The sequence below is a fragment of the Thiosulfativibrio zosterae genome (assembly GCF_011398155.1).
GTDB classification, from domain to species: Bacteria; Pseudomonadota; Gammaproteobacteria; order Thiomicrospirales; family Thiomicrospiraceae; genus Thiosulfativibrio; species Thiosulfativibrio zosterae.
On sequence record NZ_AP021888.1, the window covers coordinates 1,572,786 to 1,594,657 of the forward strand.

Annotated in this window: 19 protein-coding genes and 4 tRNA genes; 8 read left to right on the forward strand and 15 right to left on the reverse strand. The window is 42.5% G+C overall.

Annotated features, from left to right (window positions below; translation table 11 throughout):
* Window positions 1-6: 6 nt before the first annotated feature.
* The 5 genes from THMIRH_RS07225 to gltX all read right to left on the reverse strand — a co-directional run bounded on the left by THMIRH_RS07225 (window position 7) and on the right by gltX (window position 2,273).
* A tRNA-Glu gene (locus THMIRH_RS07225) sits at window positions 7-82 on the reverse strand.
* A 234-nt stretch (window positions 83-316) separates the two neighbouring features.
* A tRNA-Gly gene (locus THMIRH_RS07230) sits at window positions 317-391 on the reverse strand.
* Between the two features lie 4 nt (window positions 392-395).
* Window positions 396-471 (reverse strand) — tRNA-Glu (locus THMIRH_RS07235).
* 122 nt (window positions 472-593) lie between these two features.
* A tRNA-Ala gene (locus tag THMIRH_RS07240) sits at window positions 594-669 on the reverse strand.
* A gap of 191 nt (window positions 670-860) precedes the next feature.
* Window positions 861-2,273 carry a glutamate--tRNA ligase gene (gene gltX / locus THMIRH_RS07245; protein ID WP_173291455.1) on the reverse strand — a complete coding sequence of 471 codons (1,413 nt, stop codon included), beginning with the start codon at window positions 2,271-2,273 and terminating at the stop codon, window positions 861-863.
* A gap of 178 nt (window positions 2,274-2,451) precedes the next feature.
* Between gltX and THMIRH_RS07250 the strand changes: the two genes are divergently transcribed.
* The 3 genes from THMIRH_RS07250 to THMIRH_RS07260 are packed head-to-tail and all read left to right on the forward strand — an operon-like array spanning window position 2,452 to window position 5,547.
* Window positions 2,452-3,471, forward strand: a complete 1,020-nt coding sequence (locus THMIRH_RS07250) for an SLAC1 anion channel family protein (RefSeq protein WP_173291456.1) — start codon at window positions 2,452-2,454, stop codon at window positions 3,469-3,471.
* Window positions 3,472-3,478: 7 nt separating this feature from the next.
* The gene (locus THMIRH_RS07255) at window positions 3,479-5,317 is read left to right on the forward strand and encodes a M61 family metallopeptidase (RefSeq protein ID WP_173291457.1); all 1,839 of its coding nucleotides are present in this window, start codon (window positions 3,479-3,481) and stop codon (window positions 5,315-5,317) included.
* On the forward strand, window positions 5,302-5,547 hold the full coding sequence (locus THMIRH_RS07260; RefSeq protein WP_173291458.1) for a SlyX family protein: 246 nt from the start codon (window positions 5,302-5,304) through the stop codon (window positions 5,545-5,547). Before THMIRH_RS07255 ends, THMIRH_RS07260 begins: the two co-directional genes overlap by 16 nt.
* Window positions 5,548-5,660: 113 nt before the next feature.
* On the opposite strand, the gene THMIRH_RS07265 is transcribed toward THMIRH_RS07260, so the two are convergent.
* The 7 genes from THMIRH_RS07265 to THMIRH_RS07295 all read right to left on the reverse strand — a co-directional run bounded on the left by THMIRH_RS07265 (window position 5,661) and on the right by THMIRH_RS07295 (window position 15,028).
* Window positions 5,661-8,147 carry a CHASE3 domain-containing protein gene (locus tag THMIRH_RS07265; RefSeq protein ID WP_173291459.1) on the reverse strand — a complete coding sequence of 829 codons (2,487 nt, stop codon included), beginning with the start codon at window positions 8,145-8,147 and terminating at the stop codon, window positions 5,661-5,663.
* A 321-nt stretch (window positions 8,148-8,468) separates the two neighbouring features.
* A complete protein-coding gene (rluB, locus tag THMIRH_RS07270) occupies window positions 8,469-9,398 on the reverse strand; it encodes a 23S rRNA pseudouridine(2605) synthase RluB (RefSeq protein WP_173291460.1) in 930 nt (309 codons plus the stop codon).
* A gap of 3 nt (window positions 9,399-9,401) precedes the next feature.
* The gene (locus tag THMIRH_RS07275; protein ID WP_173292433.1) at window positions 9,402-10,055 is read right to left on the reverse strand and encodes a site-2 protease family protein; all 654 of its coding nucleotides are present in this window, start codon (window positions 10,053-10,055) and stop codon (window positions 9,402-9,404) included.
* Window positions 10,055-10,678, reverse strand: coding sequence for an L-threonylcarbamoyladenylate synthase (locus tag THMIRH_RS07280; RefSeq protein WP_173291461.1), 624 nt, complete (start codon window positions 10,676-10,678; stop codon window positions 10,055-10,057). The genes THMIRH_RS07275 and THMIRH_RS07280 overlap by 1 nt, the downstream gene beginning before the upstream one ends.
* Before the next feature lie 165 nt (window positions 10,679-10,843).
* Entirely contained in the window at window positions 10,844-11,959 is a 1,116-nt protein-coding gene (locus THMIRH_RS07285) for a fused response regulator/phosphatase (RefSeq protein WP_173291462.1), read from the reverse strand.
* A complete protein-coding gene (locus THMIRH_RS07290) occupies window positions 11,937-14,186 on the reverse strand; it encodes a CHASE domain-containing protein (RefSeq protein ID WP_173291463.1) in 2,250 nt (749 codons plus the stop codon). The genes THMIRH_RS07285 and THMIRH_RS07290 overlap by 23 nt, the downstream gene beginning before the upstream one ends.
* Window positions 14,180-15,028 (reverse strand): PHP domain-containing protein, encoded by an 849-nt coding sequence (locus tag THMIRH_RS07295; RefSeq protein ID WP_173291464.1) that lies wholly within the window; start codon window positions 15,026-15,028, stop codon window positions 14,180-14,182. Before THMIRH_RS07295 ends, THMIRH_RS07290 begins: the two co-directional genes overlap by 7 nt.
* A 95-nt stretch (window positions 15,029-15,123) precedes the next feature.
* On the opposite strand from THMIRH_RS07295, the gene THMIRH_RS07300 reads away from it, so the two are divergent.
* From THMIRH_RS07300 to THMIRH_RS07320, 5 genes are read left to right on the forward strand one after another with little or no spacing between them, the layout of a single operon-like run.
* Entirely contained in the window at window positions 15,124-15,780 is a 657-nt protein-coding gene (locus THMIRH_RS07300) for a septation protein A (RefSeq protein ID WP_173291465.1), read from the forward strand.
* 27 nt (window positions 15,781-15,807) lie between these two features.
* Window positions 15,808-16,116 carry a YciI family protein gene (locus tag THMIRH_RS07305; RefSeq protein ID WP_173291466.1) on the forward strand — a complete coding sequence of 103 codons (309 nt, stop codon included), beginning with the start codon at window positions 15,808-15,810 and terminating at the stop codon, window positions 16,114-16,116.
* 42 nt (window positions 16,117-16,158) lie between these two features.
* Window positions 16,159-16,620, forward strand: coding sequence for a LexA family protein (locus THMIRH_RS07310; RefSeq protein ID WP_173291467.1), 462 nt, complete (start codon window positions 16,159-16,161; stop codon window positions 16,618-16,620).
* A gap of 34 nt (window positions 16,621-16,654) precedes the next feature.
* Window positions 16,655-17,167, forward strand: coding sequence for an asparaginase domain-containing protein (locus THMIRH_RS07315; protein WP_173291468.1), 513 nt, complete (start codon window positions 16,655-16,657; stop codon window positions 17,165-17,167).
* A 60-nt stretch (window positions 17,168-17,227) separates the two neighbouring features.
* Window positions 17,228-18,139 (forward strand): DMT family transporter, encoded by a 912-nt coding sequence (locus THMIRH_RS07320; RefSeq protein WP_173291469.1) that lies wholly within the window; start codon window positions 17,228-17,230, stop codon window positions 18,137-18,139.
* A gap of 28 nt (window positions 18,140-18,167) precedes the next feature.
* Here THMIRH_RS07320 and yjgA read toward each other — a convergent pair whose 3' ends face one another.
* The 3 genes from yjgA to THMIRH_RS07335 form a co-directional block, all read right to left on the reverse strand.
* Window positions 18,168-18,713: a ribosome biogenesis factor YjgA gene (gene yjgA, locus THMIRH_RS07325; protein ID WP_173291470.1), complete on the reverse strand. Its 546-nt coding sequence runs from the start codon at window positions 18,711-18,713 to the stop codon at window positions 18,168-18,170.
* A 3-nt stretch (window positions 18,714-18,716) separates the two neighbouring features.
* Complete coding sequence (gene ligA, locus THMIRH_RS07330) at window positions 18,717-20,699, reverse strand: NAD-dependent DNA ligase LigA (protein ID WP_243831528.1); 1,983 nt, start codon at window positions 20,697-20,699, stop codon at window positions 18,717-18,719.
* Window positions 20,700-20,822: 123 nt separating this feature from the next.
* The gene (locus THMIRH_RS07335; protein ID WP_173291472.1) at window positions 20,823-21,770 is read right to left on the reverse strand and encodes a cell division protein ZipA; all 948 of its coding nucleotides are present in this window, start codon (window positions 21,768-21,770) and stop codon (window positions 20,823-20,825) included.
* Between the last annotated feature and the right edge of the window lie 102 nt (window positions 21,771-21,872).

The window sequence follows — 21,872 nt, forward strand, 5'->3', positions numbered from 1 at the left end:
AGAATGTGGCGTCCCGTAGGGGAGTCGAACCCCTGTTACAGCCGTGAAAGGGCCGTGTCCTAGGCCTCTAGACGAACGGGACGAATTTATTGCACTATTTTGGATTATTTTTTCCAATCTCTTCGTTGTCCATCAGTCACATACAGGTGTATGCTCCTTCAGTCCGCCTCGACCTTAAAAAAAAAACTAATCGCAAACTAGTTGCAAAAATTGATTAAACACTATTAATGCTTAATCGAGTGTTGGTATTACAACCAACGGTTTATTGATACTCATCGTTCCGGCCTAGTGGAACTCCTATCAACAGACCTAAAAATGGAGCGGGAAACGAGGATCGAACTCGCGACCCCAACCTTGGCAAGGTTGTGCTCTACCGCTGAGCTATTCCCGCATAGTGGCGTCCCGTAGGGGAGTCGAACCCCTGTTACAGCCGTGAAAGGGCCGTGTCCTAGGCCTCTAGACGAACGGGACACTATATAAAAACACAATTACAAACTTAAATTATCAAACTACGGCCTAGTGTAATTTTTAGTGATAATTCAGTACACATTAGATGACTAAACCTGCTTACAACTTAAAATCAAATTGTAAATTGGTGGAGCTAAGCGGGATCGAACCGCTGACCTCAACACTGCCAGTGTTGCGCTCTCCCAGCTGAGCTATAGCCCCATTTAAAACATCGTTTTGCGCTAGGTAACTGATGGGTGCGTATTATATAGACTGGCTTTATAAGGTCAAGAGAATTTTTATCAAAAGATGACAATTTTTTTACGAATGTTTATCGGAGTGCTTTAAATACAATAAACGCCCAAGGATAAAACCCCTGAGCGCTTTGATAATGCTCACAATATTGTAAAAACTTAGGCGTTTTGGGCGCGCACTTTAATATAGTCTAAAGCCATACTGATGCGTGCCAAACATCTTTGTTGTCCAATGAGTTCTGCCGTTGCATCAATCGAAGGTGACTGTCCACCCCCCGTTATCGCAACGCGTAACGGCATACCCACTTTACCCATGCCCACTTCTAGCTCATCTGCTGCCGCTTGAATGGCTTGATGAATGTTTTCAGTTTGCCAATCCGCTAGGTCTGCAAATTTTTGCTGCACTAAAGCCAAAGCCTCTTCTGCCACAGGGCGTAGATGCTTTTTCGCAGCACCCTCTTCAAACTCACTAAAGTCTTGGTAAAAATAAACCGAGGCATCCGCCATTTCTACCAGCGTTTTAGCACGGTCGCGCAATAAATCCGCCACCTTAGCAAGCTCTGGGCCTTGTGTTAAATCAATTTCTTTTTGACCCAAAAACGGCGATAAATAACGCGCTAAGTGCTCTGCTGGTGCCGCTTGAATATGTTGCTGGTTAATCCAAAGCAATTTATCCATGTCGAAAGTGGATGGCGAACTGTTGACAGAATCTAAGTCAAAGTATTGCACCATTTCATCAATACTAAACACTTCTTGATCACCATGCGACCAACCTAGGCGTACTAAATAGTTCAGTAAAGCTTCTGGTAAAAAACCTTCTTCCTTAAACTGCAACACAGATACCGCCCCATGACGCTTGGATAAACGCGATCCATCAGCACCCAATACCATTGGGATGTGGGCAAACTTAGGAACTTCTGCACCTAGAGCTTTGTAGAGGTTAATTTGTCTTGGGGTATTGTTTAAGTGGTCATCGCCACGAATGACATGCGTCATTTTCATGTCCCAATCATCCACCACCACTGTTAAATTGTAAGTGGGCGTGCCGTCTGAACGAGCAATAATCAAATCATCAAGCTCGCGGTTATTGATAATCACCTGCCCTTTGACTAAATCATCAATCACCACATCACCCTCTAGAGGGTTTTTAAAACGTATAACAGGTTTAATGCCTTCCGGAGGAGTCCCGGTAAAATCACGATAACGCCCGTCATAACGCGGTTTTTCACCGCGCGCTTTCTGTTGTTCACGCATCTCATCCAGTTCTTCTGGCGAGGCATAACAATAATAAGCTTTTCCTTCGTCTAACAGCTGTTGTACTACGGCTTTATAACGGTCAAAACATTGTGTTTGATAAAAAGGACCCTTGTCGTAATCAAGCCCTAACCAAGCCATGCCTTCTAAAATGGCATCAACCGATTCTTGTGTGGAGCGCTCTAAATCAGTGTCTTCAATGCGCAAGGTAAATTCGCCGCCCATTTTTTTTGCATAAAGCCATGAAAACAAAGCGGTTCTTACACCACCTATGTGCAGATAACCGGTTGGACTGGGGGCAAAGCGAGTGCGAATCACAAGCATCTCCTAAATTATTAAACGGGTTAAAAAAATGTTGGCACATTATAAAGCCTAAAGCCGCCAATACGAAATTATTGCAAAGCGCTGTCGCCAAAACTTCATTTAAAAAACAACTTTACAAACTAACACAGGGGCTATAATTATGGGCAATCATATTTTTAACTTTGGAGTTTTTATGGAAACGCCTGCGTCAAGATTACAATTTTTTCCTATTGCATTATTCGGGTCAGTCATGGGGGTTGCGGGATTTAGTCTTGCCCTACAAAAAGCCACACCTGTCTTAGGCTTGCCACCTGCTTTAAGCTTGGCCTTTACTCTGTTAAGTGCTGTTTTCTTTATGCTGATGACCAGTATATACCTGGTCAAAAGCACGCGTTTTCCGCAGGCGGTTAAAAAGGAATTTAAAAATCCTGTGGGCGCACATTTTTTTGGTGCTTTCAGTATCAGCATTTTGCTCATTTCGTTGCTATTTCAAGACATTACCCCACAAGCTGCTCAAATACTCTGGTTTGTCGGCGTTATTTTGCACTTTGGTTTAACGCTGGTTTTATTAAACACTTGGCTACTCAATAATCCTTGGCACCTGGGGGAAATGACCCCCGCGTGGTTTTTACCCGCCGTGGGTAACATCATTATCCCGCTGGGAACGCCCATGTTTGCCGACCTAGAAACCGGCTGGTTTTTCTTTAGCACAGGTTTGGTCATGTGGCTAACACTTCTTATTATTGTGTTTTACCGCATCTTCTTCCATCCGCCCATGCCCAAAATTTTAGAACCCTTCTTATTCATTTTTATTGCGCCACCTGCCATGGGATTTTTAGCCTATGTCATGCTCAACGATGGATTGGTCGATAACTTTGCGCGTATTTTGTACTACATTGCCCTGTTCTTTGCTGTTTTCTTAATCACACAAACCCCAAGATTGATTAAGTTACCTTTTGCAATTTCATGGTGGGCTCTAACCTTCCCCTTGGCAGCATTTGCGAATGCCAGCTGGGTGATGTATTTCAGTTTATACTCACCGGTTTATCAAGGCTTAGCCTTGTTATCTATGGCCATGGTGTTATTACTGATTGGCTATCTCACCTTTAAAACCTTACAACTGGTTGCACAAAAAAAGCTGTGCCAACCACCGGTTGCACCACCGCCACAAGACCCTATTGATCCTGCCGAACAAAATCAACCTTCAGACTGAGGAAAAAATGCCTACCGCAAATATTCAATATCAACTCTGCCCCGAAGATCCAAAGGGGCATTTATTCAGCGTCAGTCTTAAAATCTTAAACCCAGAACCCACCGGGCAAACTTTGCATTTGCCCAACTGGATTCCTGGCAGCTATATGATTCGCGACTTTGCTAAACACATTATTCAACCCTTTGCCCAAACCACCGAAGGCAGACCTTTGGGTATGCACGCCATTTCAAAAAACGCTTGGCAAGTTGAACCCTTATCAGACAGTGAAGTCGAGCAAAATATAGGGCTCGACATTAGCTATCAAGTTTACGCTTGGGATTTATCGGTAAGAGGCGCGCACTTTGATGAGAGCCATGCTTTTATCAATGGCACTTCGGCATTTATGGCGGTCGACCATCATGAAGACACCCCCTGTCAGGTCTCCCTAACGCCCTCTCATCATGCGTTTATGAATGATTGGTCCGTTGCGACAACCCTGCCCAAAATCGATACCGATAAACAAGGATTCGGCACTTATTTAGTTCCTAATTATCGAGAGCTAATTGAATACCCCATCGAAATGGGTAATTTTTTAGATTTACAATTTGAAGCCAATGGCATACCACATCGCATTGTTTTCACAGGCCAAATAGAGCGTGACAAACTCGATGAAAATCAATTATTAGCCGACCTTAAAACCATTTGTGAAACAGAACTCAATCTATTTGGCAAACCCTACCCAATTGAAACCTATTTGTTTCAAGTGATGATTACTGCCGATGGCTATGGTGGACTAGAACACTTAAATTCCACGGCACTCATGGCCAGCCGCAATGATTTGCCTTATATCAATGACACCAAGCGAACCGATGGTTATATTCAATTTCTAGAACTTTGCGCCCATGAGTATTTTCACACCTGGAATGTTAAACGCATTCAGCCAGCCATTTATCAAACCACCGACCTAAATACTCCGGTCTATACCAATCAACTTTGGTGGTTTGAGGGTATTACCTCCTTTTACGATGGGCTGATTTTGCAACGCGCAGGCATTGTTTCTAAAGAAGACTATCTAACACGCTTAGCCAAAGAAATGACGCGTGTCTATCGCATGCCGGGGCGTTTTAAACAGTCGGTTGCAGAATCCAGCTTTTTAACCTGGACTAAGTTTTACCAGCAAGACGAAAACGCGCCTAATGCCATTATCAGCTATTACACCAAAGGCAGCTTAATTGCACTGGGCTTAGATTTAACCATTCGGGCACATACCCAAAACGAAAAATCACTCGATACCGTTTTACTCTATTTATGGCAGCATTATGGACTGACGGGCAAAGGTCTAAAAGAAGGTGAAATTGAAGCCATCTGCTCTCAAGTGAGCGGGCTGGGTTTAAAATCATTTTTTGATGCTTATTTGTACGGTACCGAAGATTTGCCCTTTGAAGAACTCTTTGCAGAACTTGGCATAGACTTTGAGCTGCGCCCAGCCACCTCTGCCAAAGATTTGGGCGGCCCCACTGATACAACTCAATTCCCGCTTAACCTAGGTGCTAATTTAGCGGCCACCGAGCATCAAACCGTTAAGGTCACCCATGTATGGGAAGCCTTAACGGCTTACCAAGCTGGACTGGCACCGGGTGATGAAATTATTGCGCTTAATCATTTCAAGATAACCAATCCACAAAGCCTAGAAGATTTTTTAAAACGCTATCAGGTGGGAGATATTCTAGATTGTCACTATTTCCGCCGTGACGAACTCAAACATACACAACTGGTGTTGCAAGCCCCTATTTGTGATCGTGTGGTTTTAAGTTGGCTAGACACTGCTGAAACGGCTGAAGAGGTGCTCGAATGGCTGAGCAATTAACCCAAACCATCCAAGCGTTGAATCTAAAAATTCAACAACTGGAAGAAAAGTCTGCCTATCAAGAGGATACCCTTGAAAGTTTAAACGACACGATTGGCAAACAACATCAAGACATTCAAAAGTTGCAAACTCAGATCAGACTCTTATCTGAGTTTATTAAAAACCTCAAATCTGATCTCGACTCTGGCATTAAACATGCCAGCGAAGAAACGCCGCCACCGCATTATTAAACAACGCTTAAAACGCAAAAAAGCCGCTAAAAACAACCAGGCCTGGTCATTTTTAGCGGCTTTTTAACGCTATACCGCAATCTCAATTCAACCCGAAATCCAAACCATAAGATTTAATATTTTTTGATTTTAAAGAAAGCCATATCACTCGACAAGGTAGAACTCTGTTCGTTTAGGCTTTCCGAGGCCGCCGATGTTTCTTCAACCAAAGCGGCATTTTGTTGCGTAACCGTATCGATTTGGTTGATTGCCGTATAGACTTGGCGAATGCCCGTCAGTTGTTCCTGAGAGGCAATCGAAATATGTTCAATCATGTCTGTGACGGTATCCACCGCTTCATTGATTTCGGTTAAAACTGCGCCAGAATCAGATGCCAACTTGGTTCCTTGATCAATTCGGCTAACACTTTCATTGATGAGTGAAGTAATATTTTTAGCAGCATCCGCTGATTTTTGTGCCAAATTACGCACCTCACCCGCAACCACCGCAAATCCTCGACCGTGATCGCCCGCTCTCGCAGCCTCAACAGCTGCATTCAACGCCAACAAATTAGTTTGGAAAGCAATGCTGTCAATCAAGGTCACAATTTCGGCAATTTTACGACTGGAATCTTGAATTTCATTCATGGCATCGATCGTTTGTTGCATGACTCTGGAGCCCTCTAAAGATTTGGCCTTAACCTTTTGCGCCACATCCGAAGCTTCTTTGGCATTATCAGAGTTATTTTTAACCGCTGAACTCATTTCTTCCATGGTTGAAGAGGTTTCTTCTAGAGCCGCGGCCTGTTCTTGTACACGCTGACTTAAATCTAACGCACCCTGCGCCACTTCGCTAGAAGCTGAATTGACCACATCAGCAGCATTCACTGCGCGTGCCACCACTTCTTGTAAACGGCTGGTGGTATCATTCACTGCTTTCTTTAATACCCCAAGTTCGCCGTCATAATGGTGAGTAATTTGTTGCGTTAAATCCCCTTTAGATTGGGCTAATACGATGGTAATCACATCTTTAATGGCACTTTCTAGTGCATCCATCGAAGTATTAATGCCGTTTTTCAAGGTCAGCAAATCACCTTTGGCATCCACAAGTACCCGCTGATTAAATTGCCCTTGTTGCATCGCATTCATCACCTCAATAATGGCGCGAATACTGGCATTAACAGATTGGGTCGTTTCAGCCGTGTTGTTAACCATGGTCAAGAATTCACCTTTCACAGCAGCCGTTAACGACAAATTAAATTGCCCGTTCTTCATGGACTCCATCACACGGCTCAGCTCTTTAATAACACTTTCGATAGATTCAGCCGATTGATTAACGCCTTTTTTCAACATCAATAAATCCCCTGAATAGTCCGCCTTAATTCGGGTATCCAGTTTGCCGTTTGCAATATCTGCAATCACACGGTTTGCATCATCTACCGCTTTTTTCAGATAATTTATGAGTTGGTTGAAAGCGATAATACTCTCACCCACCTCATCTTTTGAAGTGCAATCGACTGAGCTAGAAAGATCTCCCGACTTTAAGACATGCGCAACAACATCGCGCATTTTTTGAATCGGGCCTACGATTGTTCGCGTCACGAGCAAGGCAATTACTATACTGAGGAGCACAACAAAAAGTGTTCCGAACATTGTGAAGTTATTGGCAAAAGTGGCGGTGGCTTTTTGGTCTTCATTTCTGATGACAATCAAGCTTTCTTCCGCAGCCACAATATTATTGATTTCTGCACGAATCAAATCCATATAGTGCTTGCCAGTACCTTTAGTCATATCAGCAATCACATTTTCAATTGTGACAGGGTATTTGTTCATATCACGACGCGCATCGATTTCAACATTAGCCACTCTGGTTTGCCATTCTGACACCGCTTGACGAATCTCATTCACATTTTTGGTATAGGCATCTGAATACTTAGTCAGTTCCGTGACAGCAGCCAAGAGGTCTTTCTCGCCTTGAATGTATGGTTCTAATGACGCCTCAACACCACTAAGCAAAAACCCTCTCTGCCCGGTTTCCATATTCACTAGGGCAAGTAACGCTTGATTAGATAAAAGCTTTTCATGCAGATTATTTTTGGGGATTTGGGCATCTAAAGTCGCCAATTTAACGCGAATACCATCAAACAAAGTCTTGCCGAGTAATCTCGCAGACACCTGCTTGAAGTTAGCCAGTGACTTCTCACCTTGCGTAATGATTTTGCGCTGTGCAATTTGGGGTTCAGCCCACTTTTCAAGCCAAAGTTTTTTCATGTCTGCAACATTGGCCCAGCGTTTGACTTGGGCAGGATTGTCGCTGGTTAATTCCGCACCTTTTTGAACTAAGGTTTTAAACTGTTTGTCGCCAGCAAAATAGGGTTCTAAAAATTCTTCATTGCCAGTGACTAAAAAACCTCTTAAACCCGTTTCCATATCGACCATAGAAGCAGACAAACTTTCACCAACACGGATCACCTTGTGCGTATGGTCTACCCAGCCAGAAGTTTGAATCATCGAATTGATACTAGAATAAGAAATGACCGATAAGGTTGTCACAAGGATGAGCGTCAACCCAAAACCCAACCCTAATTTGTTACCTACTTTTAAGTTTTTAAACCAATCCATGGAGGACTCCTGCCGAGGTTACTCGAGATATTAATTATGATTGCATAATGAATTTAGACCCAAACCCTTCAAAACTCATAAGGCTCAAATTTAACACTATAAGTAATAATACACAATTAAAAAGCCAAAAAGCATCTCAATACTTGAATTCAAGCCTTAATGAGGATTTTATGAAAGATAATTGATAGCAATGACTGAATCAGACTTCTGAAGCAGAAAGGGTGCCAGAAACTGCGAGAGATGAAGTTGCTCAATAACCTGCCTTAATTGAAAGGGCGGGTTATTGGCTAGACAGCTAAGGGAATTTAAAACCGCAACAATTTACTTAGAATGTTGGCGAGTTGGTTTTTTTGCTGTTGTTTTAATAGAAGGTCTTCTTGCAGAAGACTTAGGACCTTTACGATTGCGTTCACGCTCTCTCAAAGTAGCGGCATGACGCAAATCTGGGCGTGGCTCTTCAGGCAAATCTAAACTTTTAAGCAGTTGATTAACTTGTTTCCAAGTTAACTCTTCCGTTTTAGAGCGGCGAAGACTGCGGGGTAAAGTAAAGTTGCCATAACGCGTTCGAATCAAACGATTCACTTGAACGCCTTGCGATTCCCAGATACGACGCACTTCTCGGTTGCGCCCTTCTTTAATAATAACCTTATACCATTGGTTAATGGAGTCATCATCTTGTTGCGGTAGTTTCGTGATGCGTTCAAATTTAGCCATGCCATCTTCTAACATCACGCCTTTACGGAGGTTGTTTAAAATTTCTTCAGTGATTTCTCCAAACACACGAACAGAATATTCACGCTCAACTTCATAGGATGGATGCATCATACGGTTTGCGAGTTCGCCGTTATTGGTCAAAATCAATAAGCCAGCGGTATTGATGTCTAAACGCCCAATACTGACCCAGCGGCCATTATAAATTCTGGGCAAATGATCAAAAATGGTTTCACGACCTTTTTCATCTTTACGAGAACAAATTTCACCTTCGGGTTTGTTATACAAAATCACCTTGGTGGCTTGTTTTTCTAAGCGCGTTTCTTTAACCAATTGGTCATTCACTTTTAAGGTATCCGCGGGCATGGCTCGATCACCTAAAGTCGCTGTTCTACCATTCACTTTAACCAAACCTTGAGAGATCATTTCCTCAACAGAGCGACGCGAACCAAACCCGGCACGCGCTAGAATTTTTTGAAGTTTTTCACCCGCCACTGTCGGTGCTTTAGGAGAAGGATGAGTAGATGTTTGTTCGGTCATGTTTTAGAGTCCAACCATAGAGAATAAGAATTGTTGTATTGCAACATAAGGCCCAGACAAAATCGGACCCAGAAAGCCTAAAAATAATAAGCCTAAAATAATAAAAAAACCATAAGGCTCCAAACGATTGTATGTATAAGCCAAGCGATTGGGTAACACAGCAGACAACACTCGACTGCCGTCTAAAGGTGGAATGGGGATCAGATTCAGCACCAATAATATTAAATTAATCGCCACACCCGCTAAACCACTGTAGGTCAAAAATTGCCCTATGCCTGGCATGCTAGGCTCTAGAATTAAGCCCAGTTTGGCAATCAATACCCAAATAATCGCCATGATTAAATTTGAGGCGGGGCCAGCAATGGCAACCCAAGCCATATCGGTTTTAGGACGATGTAAATTGTTCATATTCACCGGCACAGCTTTAGCCCAACCAAACACAAAACCACCTAAAACGAGTAGCACAGCCGGCACAAGAATCGTCCCTACCGGATCAATATGTTTGATAGGATTTAAGGTTAAACGACCCAATATTTGTGCAGTTTTGTCACCTAATTTAGAGGCAACCCACCCATGGGCAACCTCGTGAACTGTAATCGCTAAAATAACCGGAATGGTCCATACGGCTATTTTTTGCATCAGCGTCAGCTCATCCATCATTCCTGAAAAATTCCTTGTCCTTGACGAACTAACACCGGAACATCCTCCGTAAAATCAATCACAGTCGTCGGCTCGTGCCCACTGTAACCGCCATCCAAAACGGCATCTAGCGCATGCCCTAAAGTTTCTTGGATTGTCCAACCATCTGTCATGGGATGATCTTCACCCGGCAAAATAAGAGATACACTGATTAAAGGATGTTCAAAATAGGCCAATAACGCATTGGTGACCACATTTGGGGTCACTCTTAACCCAATGGTTTTCTTTTTGGGGGTTTGCAAACGGCGCGGTACTTCTCTGCTGGCCGGTAAAATAAAAGTATAAGGCCCTGGTAAATGGTTTTTGAGGTAACGATATTGCACATTGCCCACTTTAGCGTAATGTGACAAATTGCTTAAATCTTGGCACATAAGTGTAAAGTCGTGATTAGGTTCTAAACGACGAATTTCACGAATTCTATCAGCACCTTGTTTGCTCTCTAATAAACAACCTAGGGCATAGCCCGACTCTGTTGGATAGGCAATCACACCATCTTTTTCTAAAATTTCGACCACCTGCTGTAACAAGCGAGGTTGCGGGTTCACATCATGAACACTGATATAACGACTGTCTCGACTCACGCGTAAACTTCCATCAAACAAAATTGCACTTTTATCGACATCTTGGTCTATCCAGACAAAAGTGTTAAAAATAATCTTTTAGTAAAGCAGATACTACCTTACACATTTTAAAACAACATTATACCCGTTTAGCAAAAGCGTTTCAGACTAGGTATCGACACAGGCTTAACTTAAGGTTTTGAACGACAAAAAGGTAATGTCATCATCAAATTGCTGGCGTTGACTAAACCGATTAATAAAGGCTTCTATTTGTGCATGTAACGGTAAACCACTTTGATACTCTTGTTCAAGATAGGCCTGCAAGCCCTCTTCTTCTAGCATGTCACCCTGAGGATTCGTCATTTCGGTCAAACCATCACTAAATACAAACAACTGATCATTTTGGTTAATCGTACATTCATAAAAAGGCACATTAAAATCTTTACCAGCCATGACCCCTAAAGGCAAACTATTAGAAGCACAGCTTTGTTTTAAGACGCCTGCATGATAATGCAGTACATTAGGCAAACCAAAATTCCAAACCCTGATGACTTTGGTAGACAACTCAAACTCTATCAAAGTGCCCACCATAAACATATAGGCGGGAAGCTTTTCAGCCAACTCTTGATTGAGGGTCACAACCATTTGCTGTCCAGAAATGCCGTGAGAAACTTGTGTGTAAAATAGGGTAGAAACCACAGAACCACACAAAGCTGCCGCAAGGCCATGTCCGGTAAAGTCGCCAAGTAAAATCAATTGTCGATTATCCGGCGTTAAACCAGAGAAAACCACATCACCATTAGTGGCTTCCATCGGCTTAATAAATGCCTCAATATTTTTGGCATAAAAACGAGAATCTTCCGACATTTTTTGAACGATGTCGCCAATCCTGTTTTGTTCAAACACTAATTTTTGCGTAGCACTTCTAAGCTGAATATGGGTATTAATTCTAGATAACAAAATGGGGCCAGAAAAGGGCTTAACAATATAGTCTACCGCGCCGGCTTTCAAACCGCTCAATTCGTTTTCAATAAAGTTCATGGCTGACAAGAATAGGATGGGAACATCTTTAAAGTGCGGTAAGGCTTTAATTTTTCCGCAGAGCTCATAACCATCCATGCCTGGCATGTTGACATCTAACAGCATCAAATCAGGCCGCATATCATTCAGTATCTCAAGGCAATCTTCACCAGAAGTGGCCGTGGTTACCTCATAAGATTCCTCAAGTAGCTCCGCCAATAAAAATAAGTTTAATGGCTCATCATCCACTGCCAAAATTTTATGGCGTTTTTGAGTGTTCAAGATGCGCTCCTTCTGCTAAAAGTAAGTGTGGACTACCTTCTAAGGGTAGAGTAAAACTGAATCGAGCATATTCACCAACTTTCGATTCAGCCCATATATTTCCGTTATGGCGTTTAATGATTTCGCGACAAATACTCAAACCTAAACCCGTGCCCATTTGCAGTTTAGCATGCTTGTCTGCCTGTACAAATTTATCAAAAATACTCTCTAATTCCGCTTCTTCTATGCCTTCACCTTCATTATAAACATAAAATACTAAAACCGAAGGTGTGTCTATTTTTATAGACCATTTCACTTCAATTAAGCCGTATGCGGGGGTAAATTTAATGGCGTTAGATAATAAGTTTGCAATCACCTGATGAATACGTAAATCATCACAGACCACCTGCATTTCCGTGGAAGATGAGCGCATTTCTAAACGAATATTTTTACGCGCCATCTCACTGTTTTGTTCTCGCAAACAAGCCGCGACTAAGGCATTAAACTCTACACTTTTAAATTCAAATTTCATTTGCGTTGATTCTAGTTTTGCCAACTCTAAAATCTCTGTCAAAAGTTTCAAAAGGCGCTCACCACTGACTCGAATGGCTGAAAAATATGACTTAATTTTTTCAGAGTCCGCACGGGTTTCGCCTAAGGTTGCAAAACTCAATACGCCATGCAAAGGTGTGCGCAACTCATGTGACATATTGGCCAAAAACTCTGATTTTAAACGCCCTACTTTTTCGGATTGTTCTACCGCTGTTTCTAAAGCTTTAACTTGGTTTTTATAACCGGTTAAATCTTTGGCCAAGCAACTGTAGTAAGACTTGCCTTCTCGCTCAACTTTTAAAACTGAACATTGAACCGATACCACTGAACCATCTCTATTTTGTAAGTCTGTTTCGCCTTCCCAGGTTTCACCGACCAACAATCCCTCAAGGTTTTTTAGGAAAGATTGAGGATTTACCCAATAGTCTTCCAACTTTAAATCAATTAAGTGGTCATGACGGTAACCCAAAACTTCGCATGAACTTTGATTGACCTCAACCAAACGACCGGTCGCTGAGAATAAAAAATACAAATCAGAAGACTTATAAAATAGTGCCTGAACTCTATCTTGCTCAAATTCCAGTTGCTCTCTAAGTTTTAAAAAGCGGTTAAAATCTCGAACTGAAAAATATACAAAAAAGCCTAACAAGGTCGCAAATAACAAATACAGAAAAATATTTTGGCGAAACGCTGTTACTTGAGATTGATACTTTAAATTATTCTGCAAATCGATTTTAAAATTCATTTCCCACTGAGTTTCACCAAAGCCAAGCACTGCCCGATAACTGATGGGATAACTTGGGTAAATGGTTCCTAGTTTAGAAACGGTTGCTTCCGTTTTAAACATTTGATTATCCAACCAAATGGCTTTTTGAAGTCTAGAATCATCACCGACTTCAACCGAATAAAGGGTGATATCTTTTAAATCGTATCCCATGGGTTTAGAAAACCTAGCAATGAGCTGGCTCGCCTCTAGTATGTCTGGCACTCGTAAAATAAACAACACCACGCCTCGCAGTGCATCCGTTGCTTTTTCTTTAACGGGCATGTACAACAAAACGGACTTTTCATTAGATTCTTCTTGCACCAATTGAAATGGTGGTGAAAACAAGAAAGGAATGCCCTCTGATAACTGCTTAATCATCACCTTATTAAATGGTCGAGAGTTGACATCAAACCCGTGCGCTTTTTGATTGGGCAAAAAGGGTTCAACCCACATAACCGGATAATAAACCGCCTGAACACTGCGCTTTACCATCGCATTTTTATCGTTTCTTTCAGAAATTTGATAGGTTGGATAACCTAAAGCTTGTACCTCTGCTTCATGTGTTAAACGATCTTTATCCAAGACTTTGGGCAGAAATTCAACCGCCTTTATTTCTGGAGAATGCTCTAAAAATTTTTGACTTAACTCCACAAACTCAGATTGAGAAAAATCAGTGCGCTGGGTTAATACGGAGGCCAAAAGCCCGAGTTGATAAATATTATGTTGAACCACCTGCTGAATGGCTTGGGTATACTGAGTATTTTGCGATTTTAGCTGCTGCGCCATTTCGTGTTGTAATTGAGTGACGCTGTCAAAGTAACGATACAATCCAAAACTGGTAATTAATATAAATAGCAACAAGGCTGACGTAATCGGTGTCCATCGATGCAATGAATGCGGTATGGATGCGGGTAAAGATTTGTCTAACATTGCAAATGCTCAGTGGGTTGCCATAAAGACCACACGGGTTTACACTTTGCAGGCATTGGCGCCAACCAACCTAAACCTCGCCAATTTTGTTCTGGGCGATGAAAATCACTGCCTAAAGAAGCATAAAGTTCATAACGCACCGCTCTATCGGCCATGCCAGTTTGTTCCGCACAGACTCGTGGTTGATTAACCACTTCTATGGCTTGCCCACCTGCTGCTTTAAATTCAACAATCATTTGGTTGAGTTTTTTACTGGTCATTTTATAAATATGCGGATGCGCAATCACAGCAACCCCACCTGCTTGAGTAATCCAGCCCACCACCTCAGATAACTCTGGCCAATCAACCGCCGCATAGGCGGGTCGGCCTTTGGTTAAGTAACGGTCAAAGGCTTGTTGTTGACTAGACACTATGCCTCTTTGCAAGAGCAACTGCGCAAAATGTCCACGCCCCACCATACTGGTTTGCACCATTGGCATCAGGTCTTCAAACACTTGTTGAATATTTTTCTTTTGCAACTTGCTAATCATTTGAAAAGCTCTTTGCCAGCGCAAAATACGATTCCAAAGTAAACCGCCTTGCAGCACCGAATTATGTACATCAAAATTCAGCCCAACAATGTGAATGGTTTTTCCCTGCCATTGGCAAGAAACCTCAGTGCCCGAAATTAAATGAATGCCTTGTTGCTCGGCATAGCTTAAAACAGACTCATAACCTTTGGTGGTATCATGGTCGGTAATTGCTAAGTCGGTAATTTCATATTGTTTTGCTCGGTCTATCAAGGCTTCTGGGCTTAAACTGCCATCAGAAGCATTGGTATGGCAATGAAAATCTGCTTTCAATTGGGGGAATTCCTAGATAGAATGCTGGAACGAAATTTATAAACACTTGTTATTTAACTTAACATTTTAACAAACAAAATCAGACTTTATCTCTAATGAAACTTTTATTTGATCTTTTTCCCGTTATTCTATTTTTTATTGCCTTTAAGCTCTATGGCATCTATGTAGCCACCGCAGTTGCCATCGCAGCATCGGTTGTTCAGGTCAGTTATATGTACCTCAAACATAAAACCGTTGAGAAAATGCACCTTATTACCCTCGCGATTATCGTTGTCATGGGGGGTGCAACACTGATTTTGCATGATGAAGTTTTTATTATGTGGAAACCAACCGTGATCAACTGGGGATTTGCTTTAGTCTTTTTGGGTAGCCATTTCATTGGCAAAAAACCCATCATCAGACGTATGATGGACGGATCGCTCAGCCTTCCAGATAACATCTGGGTCAAATTGAGTGCCATGTGGATAGTGTTCTTTATTTTCTCAGGCTTTTTAAACCTGTATGTGGCTTATAACTACGATACAGACACTTGGGTAAACTTCAAACTGTTTGGTTTGATGGGCTTAACACTGGTATTTATTGTGATTCAAGGGATTTATATTTCGCGTTATTTGAAACCTGAAGATGAAGACAGTTTACAAGCCGTTAGCGACAAAGAATTAGACATCCTAAGCCAAGTGGAATTGGACAGTATTCACAGCCATGATGCCCAAAAAAATAACGATGATAAACCTTCGTCCAAAACCTTTTAATCTCTTGCACTGCTTTAAGGAACGCCCATGCTTTATTCTATTTTCGCTTATGATGTCGCTAACAGTTTACCCATGCGCAAAACCGCTCGACCAGCACATATTGAAAGACTACAAGCCCTAGCCGATCAAAACCGTTTAATATTAGCAGGACCCAATCCTGCCATTGACAGCGCTGATCCAGGCGAAGCCGGTTTTACAGGCAGTTTAATTGTTGCCGAATTTGAGTCTTTAGAGGCCGCACAAGTTTGGGCCAATGCAGACCCCTATTTGGCGGCGGGTGTTTATGAAAAAGTGGACGTCAAACCCTTTAAACAAGTGTTTCCTCAAGCTGTTTAATTTAAAAAACCTGTGAAGAATTAAGAAAATAAAGGTGTCGTTATGCCCAATGTTGCTTATCTCATCCCTAAACGCAATCAAAAACTCGCGTTAGAAACCGCCGATCCTTTAGAGTTGGTGGATTTGCAATTCGTAGAAATCCCATTACTGGGTTGGACATCTGCAGGTCAACCCATTCAAATGGAAATGGATTACGACACCGTGAGTGTGCCCAGCACCATGGTCAAAAAAGAAACCTTTGCGCTCAGAGTAAAAGGGAATTCGATGATTGAAGAAGACATCAAAGATGGCGATATTGTGATTATTGAACGCCGTTCTTCTGCTGAAAATGGTGAATCCGTGGTGGTCAGAATCAATAACGAAGTCGTCACCATGAAAAAGTTCTATATTGAAAAAACAGGGATTCGCTTACAACCGGCCAATGCCGATATGGAGCCCATTTTTATCACCAATGAACAAATCGAAATTCTAGGCATCGTTACCGGCATTTTGCGCACACCTTAAACATTAGAAAATTAATTCTAGGCCAGTCACTTTCATGCAAATTTTCATTACCGGCGGCACCCTTGATAAAGATTATCACCCGATTCAAGGGCAACTGACATTCGAGAAAACTCAGCTGCCAGAAATGCTCGCCCAAGCTAATCTAACGCAACCCACCGCCCTAAGTGTTTTAATGCTCAAAGACAGCTTAGAAATGACCGATGCCGATCGCAAAATCATCACCGAGTCTTGTTTGAACTGCAGCGACAACCAAATCCTCATTACCCATGGCACAGACACCATGCCCATAACAGCCGCCACCCTTCTCAAACATCATACGCAAATGCCCGAGAAAACCATTGTACTCACTGGCGCTATGCGTCCTTTTGCTTTAGGCAATTCTGATGCGACGTTTAATCTTGGCAGTGCCATTATGGCGTTAAATTTAACCAGGCCTGGTGTTTATATTGCCATGAATGGGCAATTATTTGAGGCAGGTAAAGTCACTAAAAACACCCAAAAAGGGCTTTTTGAAGTCACATCACCTAGCAACAACTTAACAACTTAATAACCTAACAACTTAATAACCTGAACATATCCTGACCTCTTTTTTCTCCAAAGGCATCCCTTGAAAATCATCTTAGCTTATAGCACCGTAGTTCTCATTTGGGCAACGACTCCCCTAGCCATTCAATGGAGTGGCCAAATGGATTGGTTTTTAGGGATTTCAGGGCGATTTTTTATCAGTGCAGCCTTGTGTTTACCGTTGATTTTTTGGTTTTCCAAAACACCCTTCTCACTGCAATGGCGAGAAATGCGCATTTATTTAGCGGCAGCTATTGGCATGGTCGGCGGCATGAGCGGCATGTACTATGCGGCGCAAACCATGCCTTCAGGTTGGATTTCACTGGTATTTGGTTTGACCCCAATTATGACAGGCATTTTAGCTGCAACCCTCTTTAAAAACCTGACCTTATCGCCTTCAAAATATTTAGGAATGTTGGTTAGCTTTATGGGGTTAGCGGTTATTTTTTACCCCAATCTCAATACTCGATGGACAGAACTCAGCCTAGAACAAACGCCACTCATTATTGGTTTGAGCATTGCCTTGGGTGCGGTTTTTTTGCATGCTCTAAGCACTTTATTGGTCAAAAAGGTCAACTATGGAATTTCTAGCCTACACTTGGTCGCTGGCACGGCTTGGATCAGCAGTTTGATTTACTTAATGATTGACCCAAGCTTTTTATGGAGCTGGACAAGTTTGCCCTCAAAATCACTTTGGTCAATTGCCTATTTAGGAACCTTTGGCTCGGTATTAGGATTTGTGCTTTACTACTTTTTGCTCAAACAAATCGATGCGATACGCTTAGGGTTTATCACCTTAATCACACCGGTTGTGGCGTTATTATTAGGGCATTATTTTAATGAAGAAGCCTTGAACCTAACCATTTGGCTGGGGGCAGGCCTGGTTATTTTTGGATTGGTTTTATATGAATTTGGCAGTCGGATTTGGAAGCGCACCAAACAAAAATCTGTTTAGTGCTGAGGTTTTTAAAGATTAAATTTGCCTACCACTCTAAGCCTTTCAAATACTGAAATAAAGCGCGTGCAGACTTAGGCGGTTTGTTTTCTTCGGCTTCTTTTTGTGCATTACGAATCCATGTACGCAACTGACTTCTGTCAGCATGGGTGTACATATCCATAAACTCATTTAAGGCTTCATCACCACCCGCTAACATACGGTCACGCCAGACTTCCAAGCGGTGAAAATGTGCATTCATTGCTTTGGCTTTAACTTCGGCCTCTTCTAACTTGGTTTTGATTTCAATAATAATTTCTTCATGTTGACGCAGTAGGCGACCCAAAAACAACTTTTGTCTTTTCATGGCAGGACCTTTGTCCATGCCTTTTAACATTAAAACAGCATCTTGCACTTCAATGGGCAATTGCATTTTTTTAATTTGTGTGACGGTCATTTCTGTTAATTGCTCACCCAAATCTGTCACGGCTTCAGCGGCTTTTTTAACTTCTGTTCGGCTTTTAAACTCCTCTTGTTCCCAATCGGGAACCTCTTTAGGAGCTACTTTGCGATTAATATTACGCGGTCTTACCATTTTTTATCCTTCAACCTGGGGCATCATTGCCAACCATTCATTTTCTGTTAAAACTGGGATACCTAAGGCTTCTGCCTTGGTTTTCTTGGAGCCAGCTTTATCGCCAGCCACCACAAAATCGGTTTTGGCAGAAACACTTCCCGTGACTTTTGCACCGACTTTTTCTAACAAGCGCTGCGCTTCGTCGCGCGCCATCACCGTCAGCGTGCCGGTTAAAACCACCACTTTATTGGCAAAGGGCGATTCAATATCTGCTATAAATTTTTGGATTGCTGGCCATTGTACGCCTAAATCACACAAGGCACGAATCACTTCTTGATTATGAGTTTGTTTAAAAAAGCTTTGGATGTGGCTTGCCACCACATCACCCACATCATCCACTGCAACCAAGTCTTCAAGACTGGCTTGCATCAAGGCATCCAAGGTTTCAAAGTGAAGCGCTAAGTTTTTCGCCGTTACTTCACCCACTTCGTTAATACCCAAACTGTATAAAAAACGGGGCAAGGTGGTATTTTTTGAAGCTTCTAAGGCATCCAAAACATTTTGTGCCGACTTTAACGCCATGCGTGGCAAGCTGGCTAAATCTTCCAGCGTTAGCCGGTAAAAATCATCTGGATGAGCAACCAAACCCTGTTCAACCAAAGTATCTATGAGTTTTTCACCCAAGCCCTGAATATCCATGGCTTTTCGCGACACAAAATGTGCCAAGGCGCGTTTGCGCTGGGCTGGACAAAATAGCCCACCCGTGCAGCGATGAACTGCCTTATCAAGCTCTTTTACAACATCCGACCCACATTCAGGGCAAGCGCTGGGCATCACAAATAACTGCGTAGTGTCTGGGCGTTTAGCCAACACAGGCCCGACAACTTCAGGAATCACATCCCCTGCTCGACGCACAATTACCGTATCGCCGACTCGAACATCCTTACGGTGTAATTCTTCTAAGTTATGTAAAGTGGCATTAGAAACCATAACACCACCCACCGAAACTGGCTCCAACCTAGCCACAGGCGTTAAAGCCCCCGTGCGCCCCACTTGAACTTCAATGTCTAGCAAAGTGGTCCAAACTTCTTGCGCAGGAAACTTTCTGGCAATGGCCCAACGCGGTGCTCTGGCAGTAAAGCCCAACAGTTTTTGTTGTGCAATTTGATCACATTTATAAACAATACCATCAATTTCATAAGCCAAACTAGCACGCTTATCCGCTAAGGATTGGTAATATTCCAACATCGCCTGTTTGCCAAGAACGACCTTTGCATCTGGGTTAATTGGCAAGCCCCAGCGCTTAAACTCCACCAAAACTTGGGTATAACGCTCCGGCAACTGAAACATTTCTGAAACCTCACCCCAACCATACACATAAAAACTTAAATGGCGTTTGGCAGTTATTTTAGGGTCCAGCTGGCGTAAAGAACCTGCCGCAGCATTTCTGGGATTTGCAAAGGGTTTTTCCCCTGAAGCCAGCTGGGTTTGATTGAGTTGTTCAAACGCTGATTTTGGCATAAAAACCTCACCACGCACTTCTAAAACCTTAGGCCAATCTTGGGTTAAAAGTTGCAAAGGAATGGTGCGAATGGTTCTGATATTGTGCGTGACATCTTCACCCGTTTGACCATCGCCACGTGTGGTGGCTTGTATGAGCTGGCCATTGTCATAGCGCAAATTAATTGCCAAACCATCCATCTTGGGTTCTGCCGAAAAACTCAACTCGCTGTTTTCAGAGAGATTTAAGCCTCTTAGAGCACGCTGATAAAATGCCATTAGGTCTTCATCACTAAAAGCATTATCTAAAGACATCATGGCCACAACATGCTTGACAGATTCAAAGCCTTTTAAAGGTTCAGAACCCACGCGTTGTGAGGGAGAGTCAGGGGAAATCCACTCTGGAAAACGAGCTTCAAGACTTAACAATTCTTGGAACAGGGCATCATATTGTGCATCACTGATTTGCGGATTATCCAAAGCATAATAGTTAACATTATGCATTTGAATTTCGGTTTTTAAGGTTTGATAGCGAACAGAATCCGTAGGATTTTGAGGGGTGTCGGCGTGAATAGGCTGGGGGTCATCACCAAATAAATCTAAATTAGACATCAATCAGTAAAACCATTAAATGCCAACGGTTTCGTAGGCAATTGCCGCATCGCGCATGGCTTGAATATCAGATTCTTTCAATAAATGTCTTTGCGCATCATACAGACGGCCATTTAAACGCTGTGATACTTTGCGAGCAATCATAATCATATCATTCATGGCTGCTGGCGCTTTCACACTGGTTGGCAGTGACAAGATCAGCACCACACCTTGTGTCGTGAATGCACTAAACCGTTCTTCTTCCATGGCAGGAAAAGTGCCTGGTTCCATAATATTGGCGACATGCAGGTAAGGCTTACCAAGGGTATCTTTTTTAACATAAATACCTTGAGGCGCAAAACTTAAACCAACACCTAATAACGATTTATTTAAAGCATCCATCGCAAAGTCTTGCGAACCCATCACCATCACCGCAAACACTTGCGGTTCAGTCACTTCGGCCAATTTATTTTCAGACTCGGTAACCGGCGTATTAGCGGGCTTGCCAAAAGAGGGTTGTTTGTCACCCGCCGCACCAATTGGCCCGACTTCATCCAATGTTTTTAAATCTTCAACTTCTAAAACAAAATGTTGCGGTGCGCGATTTTGAGTTTCAGCGCTTTCTTTGGTGGCTTTTTCTGCTTGAATTCTGGGTTTATACGCGGGTTCATGGTCATCAAATTCATCACCAAAGGGTAATTTTCCTTGATTCTCAGGAACGGTTTCAACATCTTCATCAGACTGGGCATGAAAACGCGCTTGGGTTTTATTAGACACCGGAATATGGCCTTCGCCAAATTCGTTCAACGCATGACTGGCTTTTTGACGGTGTTCAACGCTGTCAGCGTTGTCCGATTCAGGGCGCACACTTTTAGATGCTCTTCCTTTTGAGGCAGGTGTGGGCTGATTACGGTAATGTAAAAACACCATCACAGCGACCACAACTAGGGCGAATATCAGCAATACCAGCTGTAATTCATTCATGAAAACACTCCTAAAATCTTCCGTAAGCTTAGACTTGGGACAAAGCCATTACAATTCCAAATCCAGGCTGCAAAATTTTCGCTTTGACAAGCTGGCATAAAT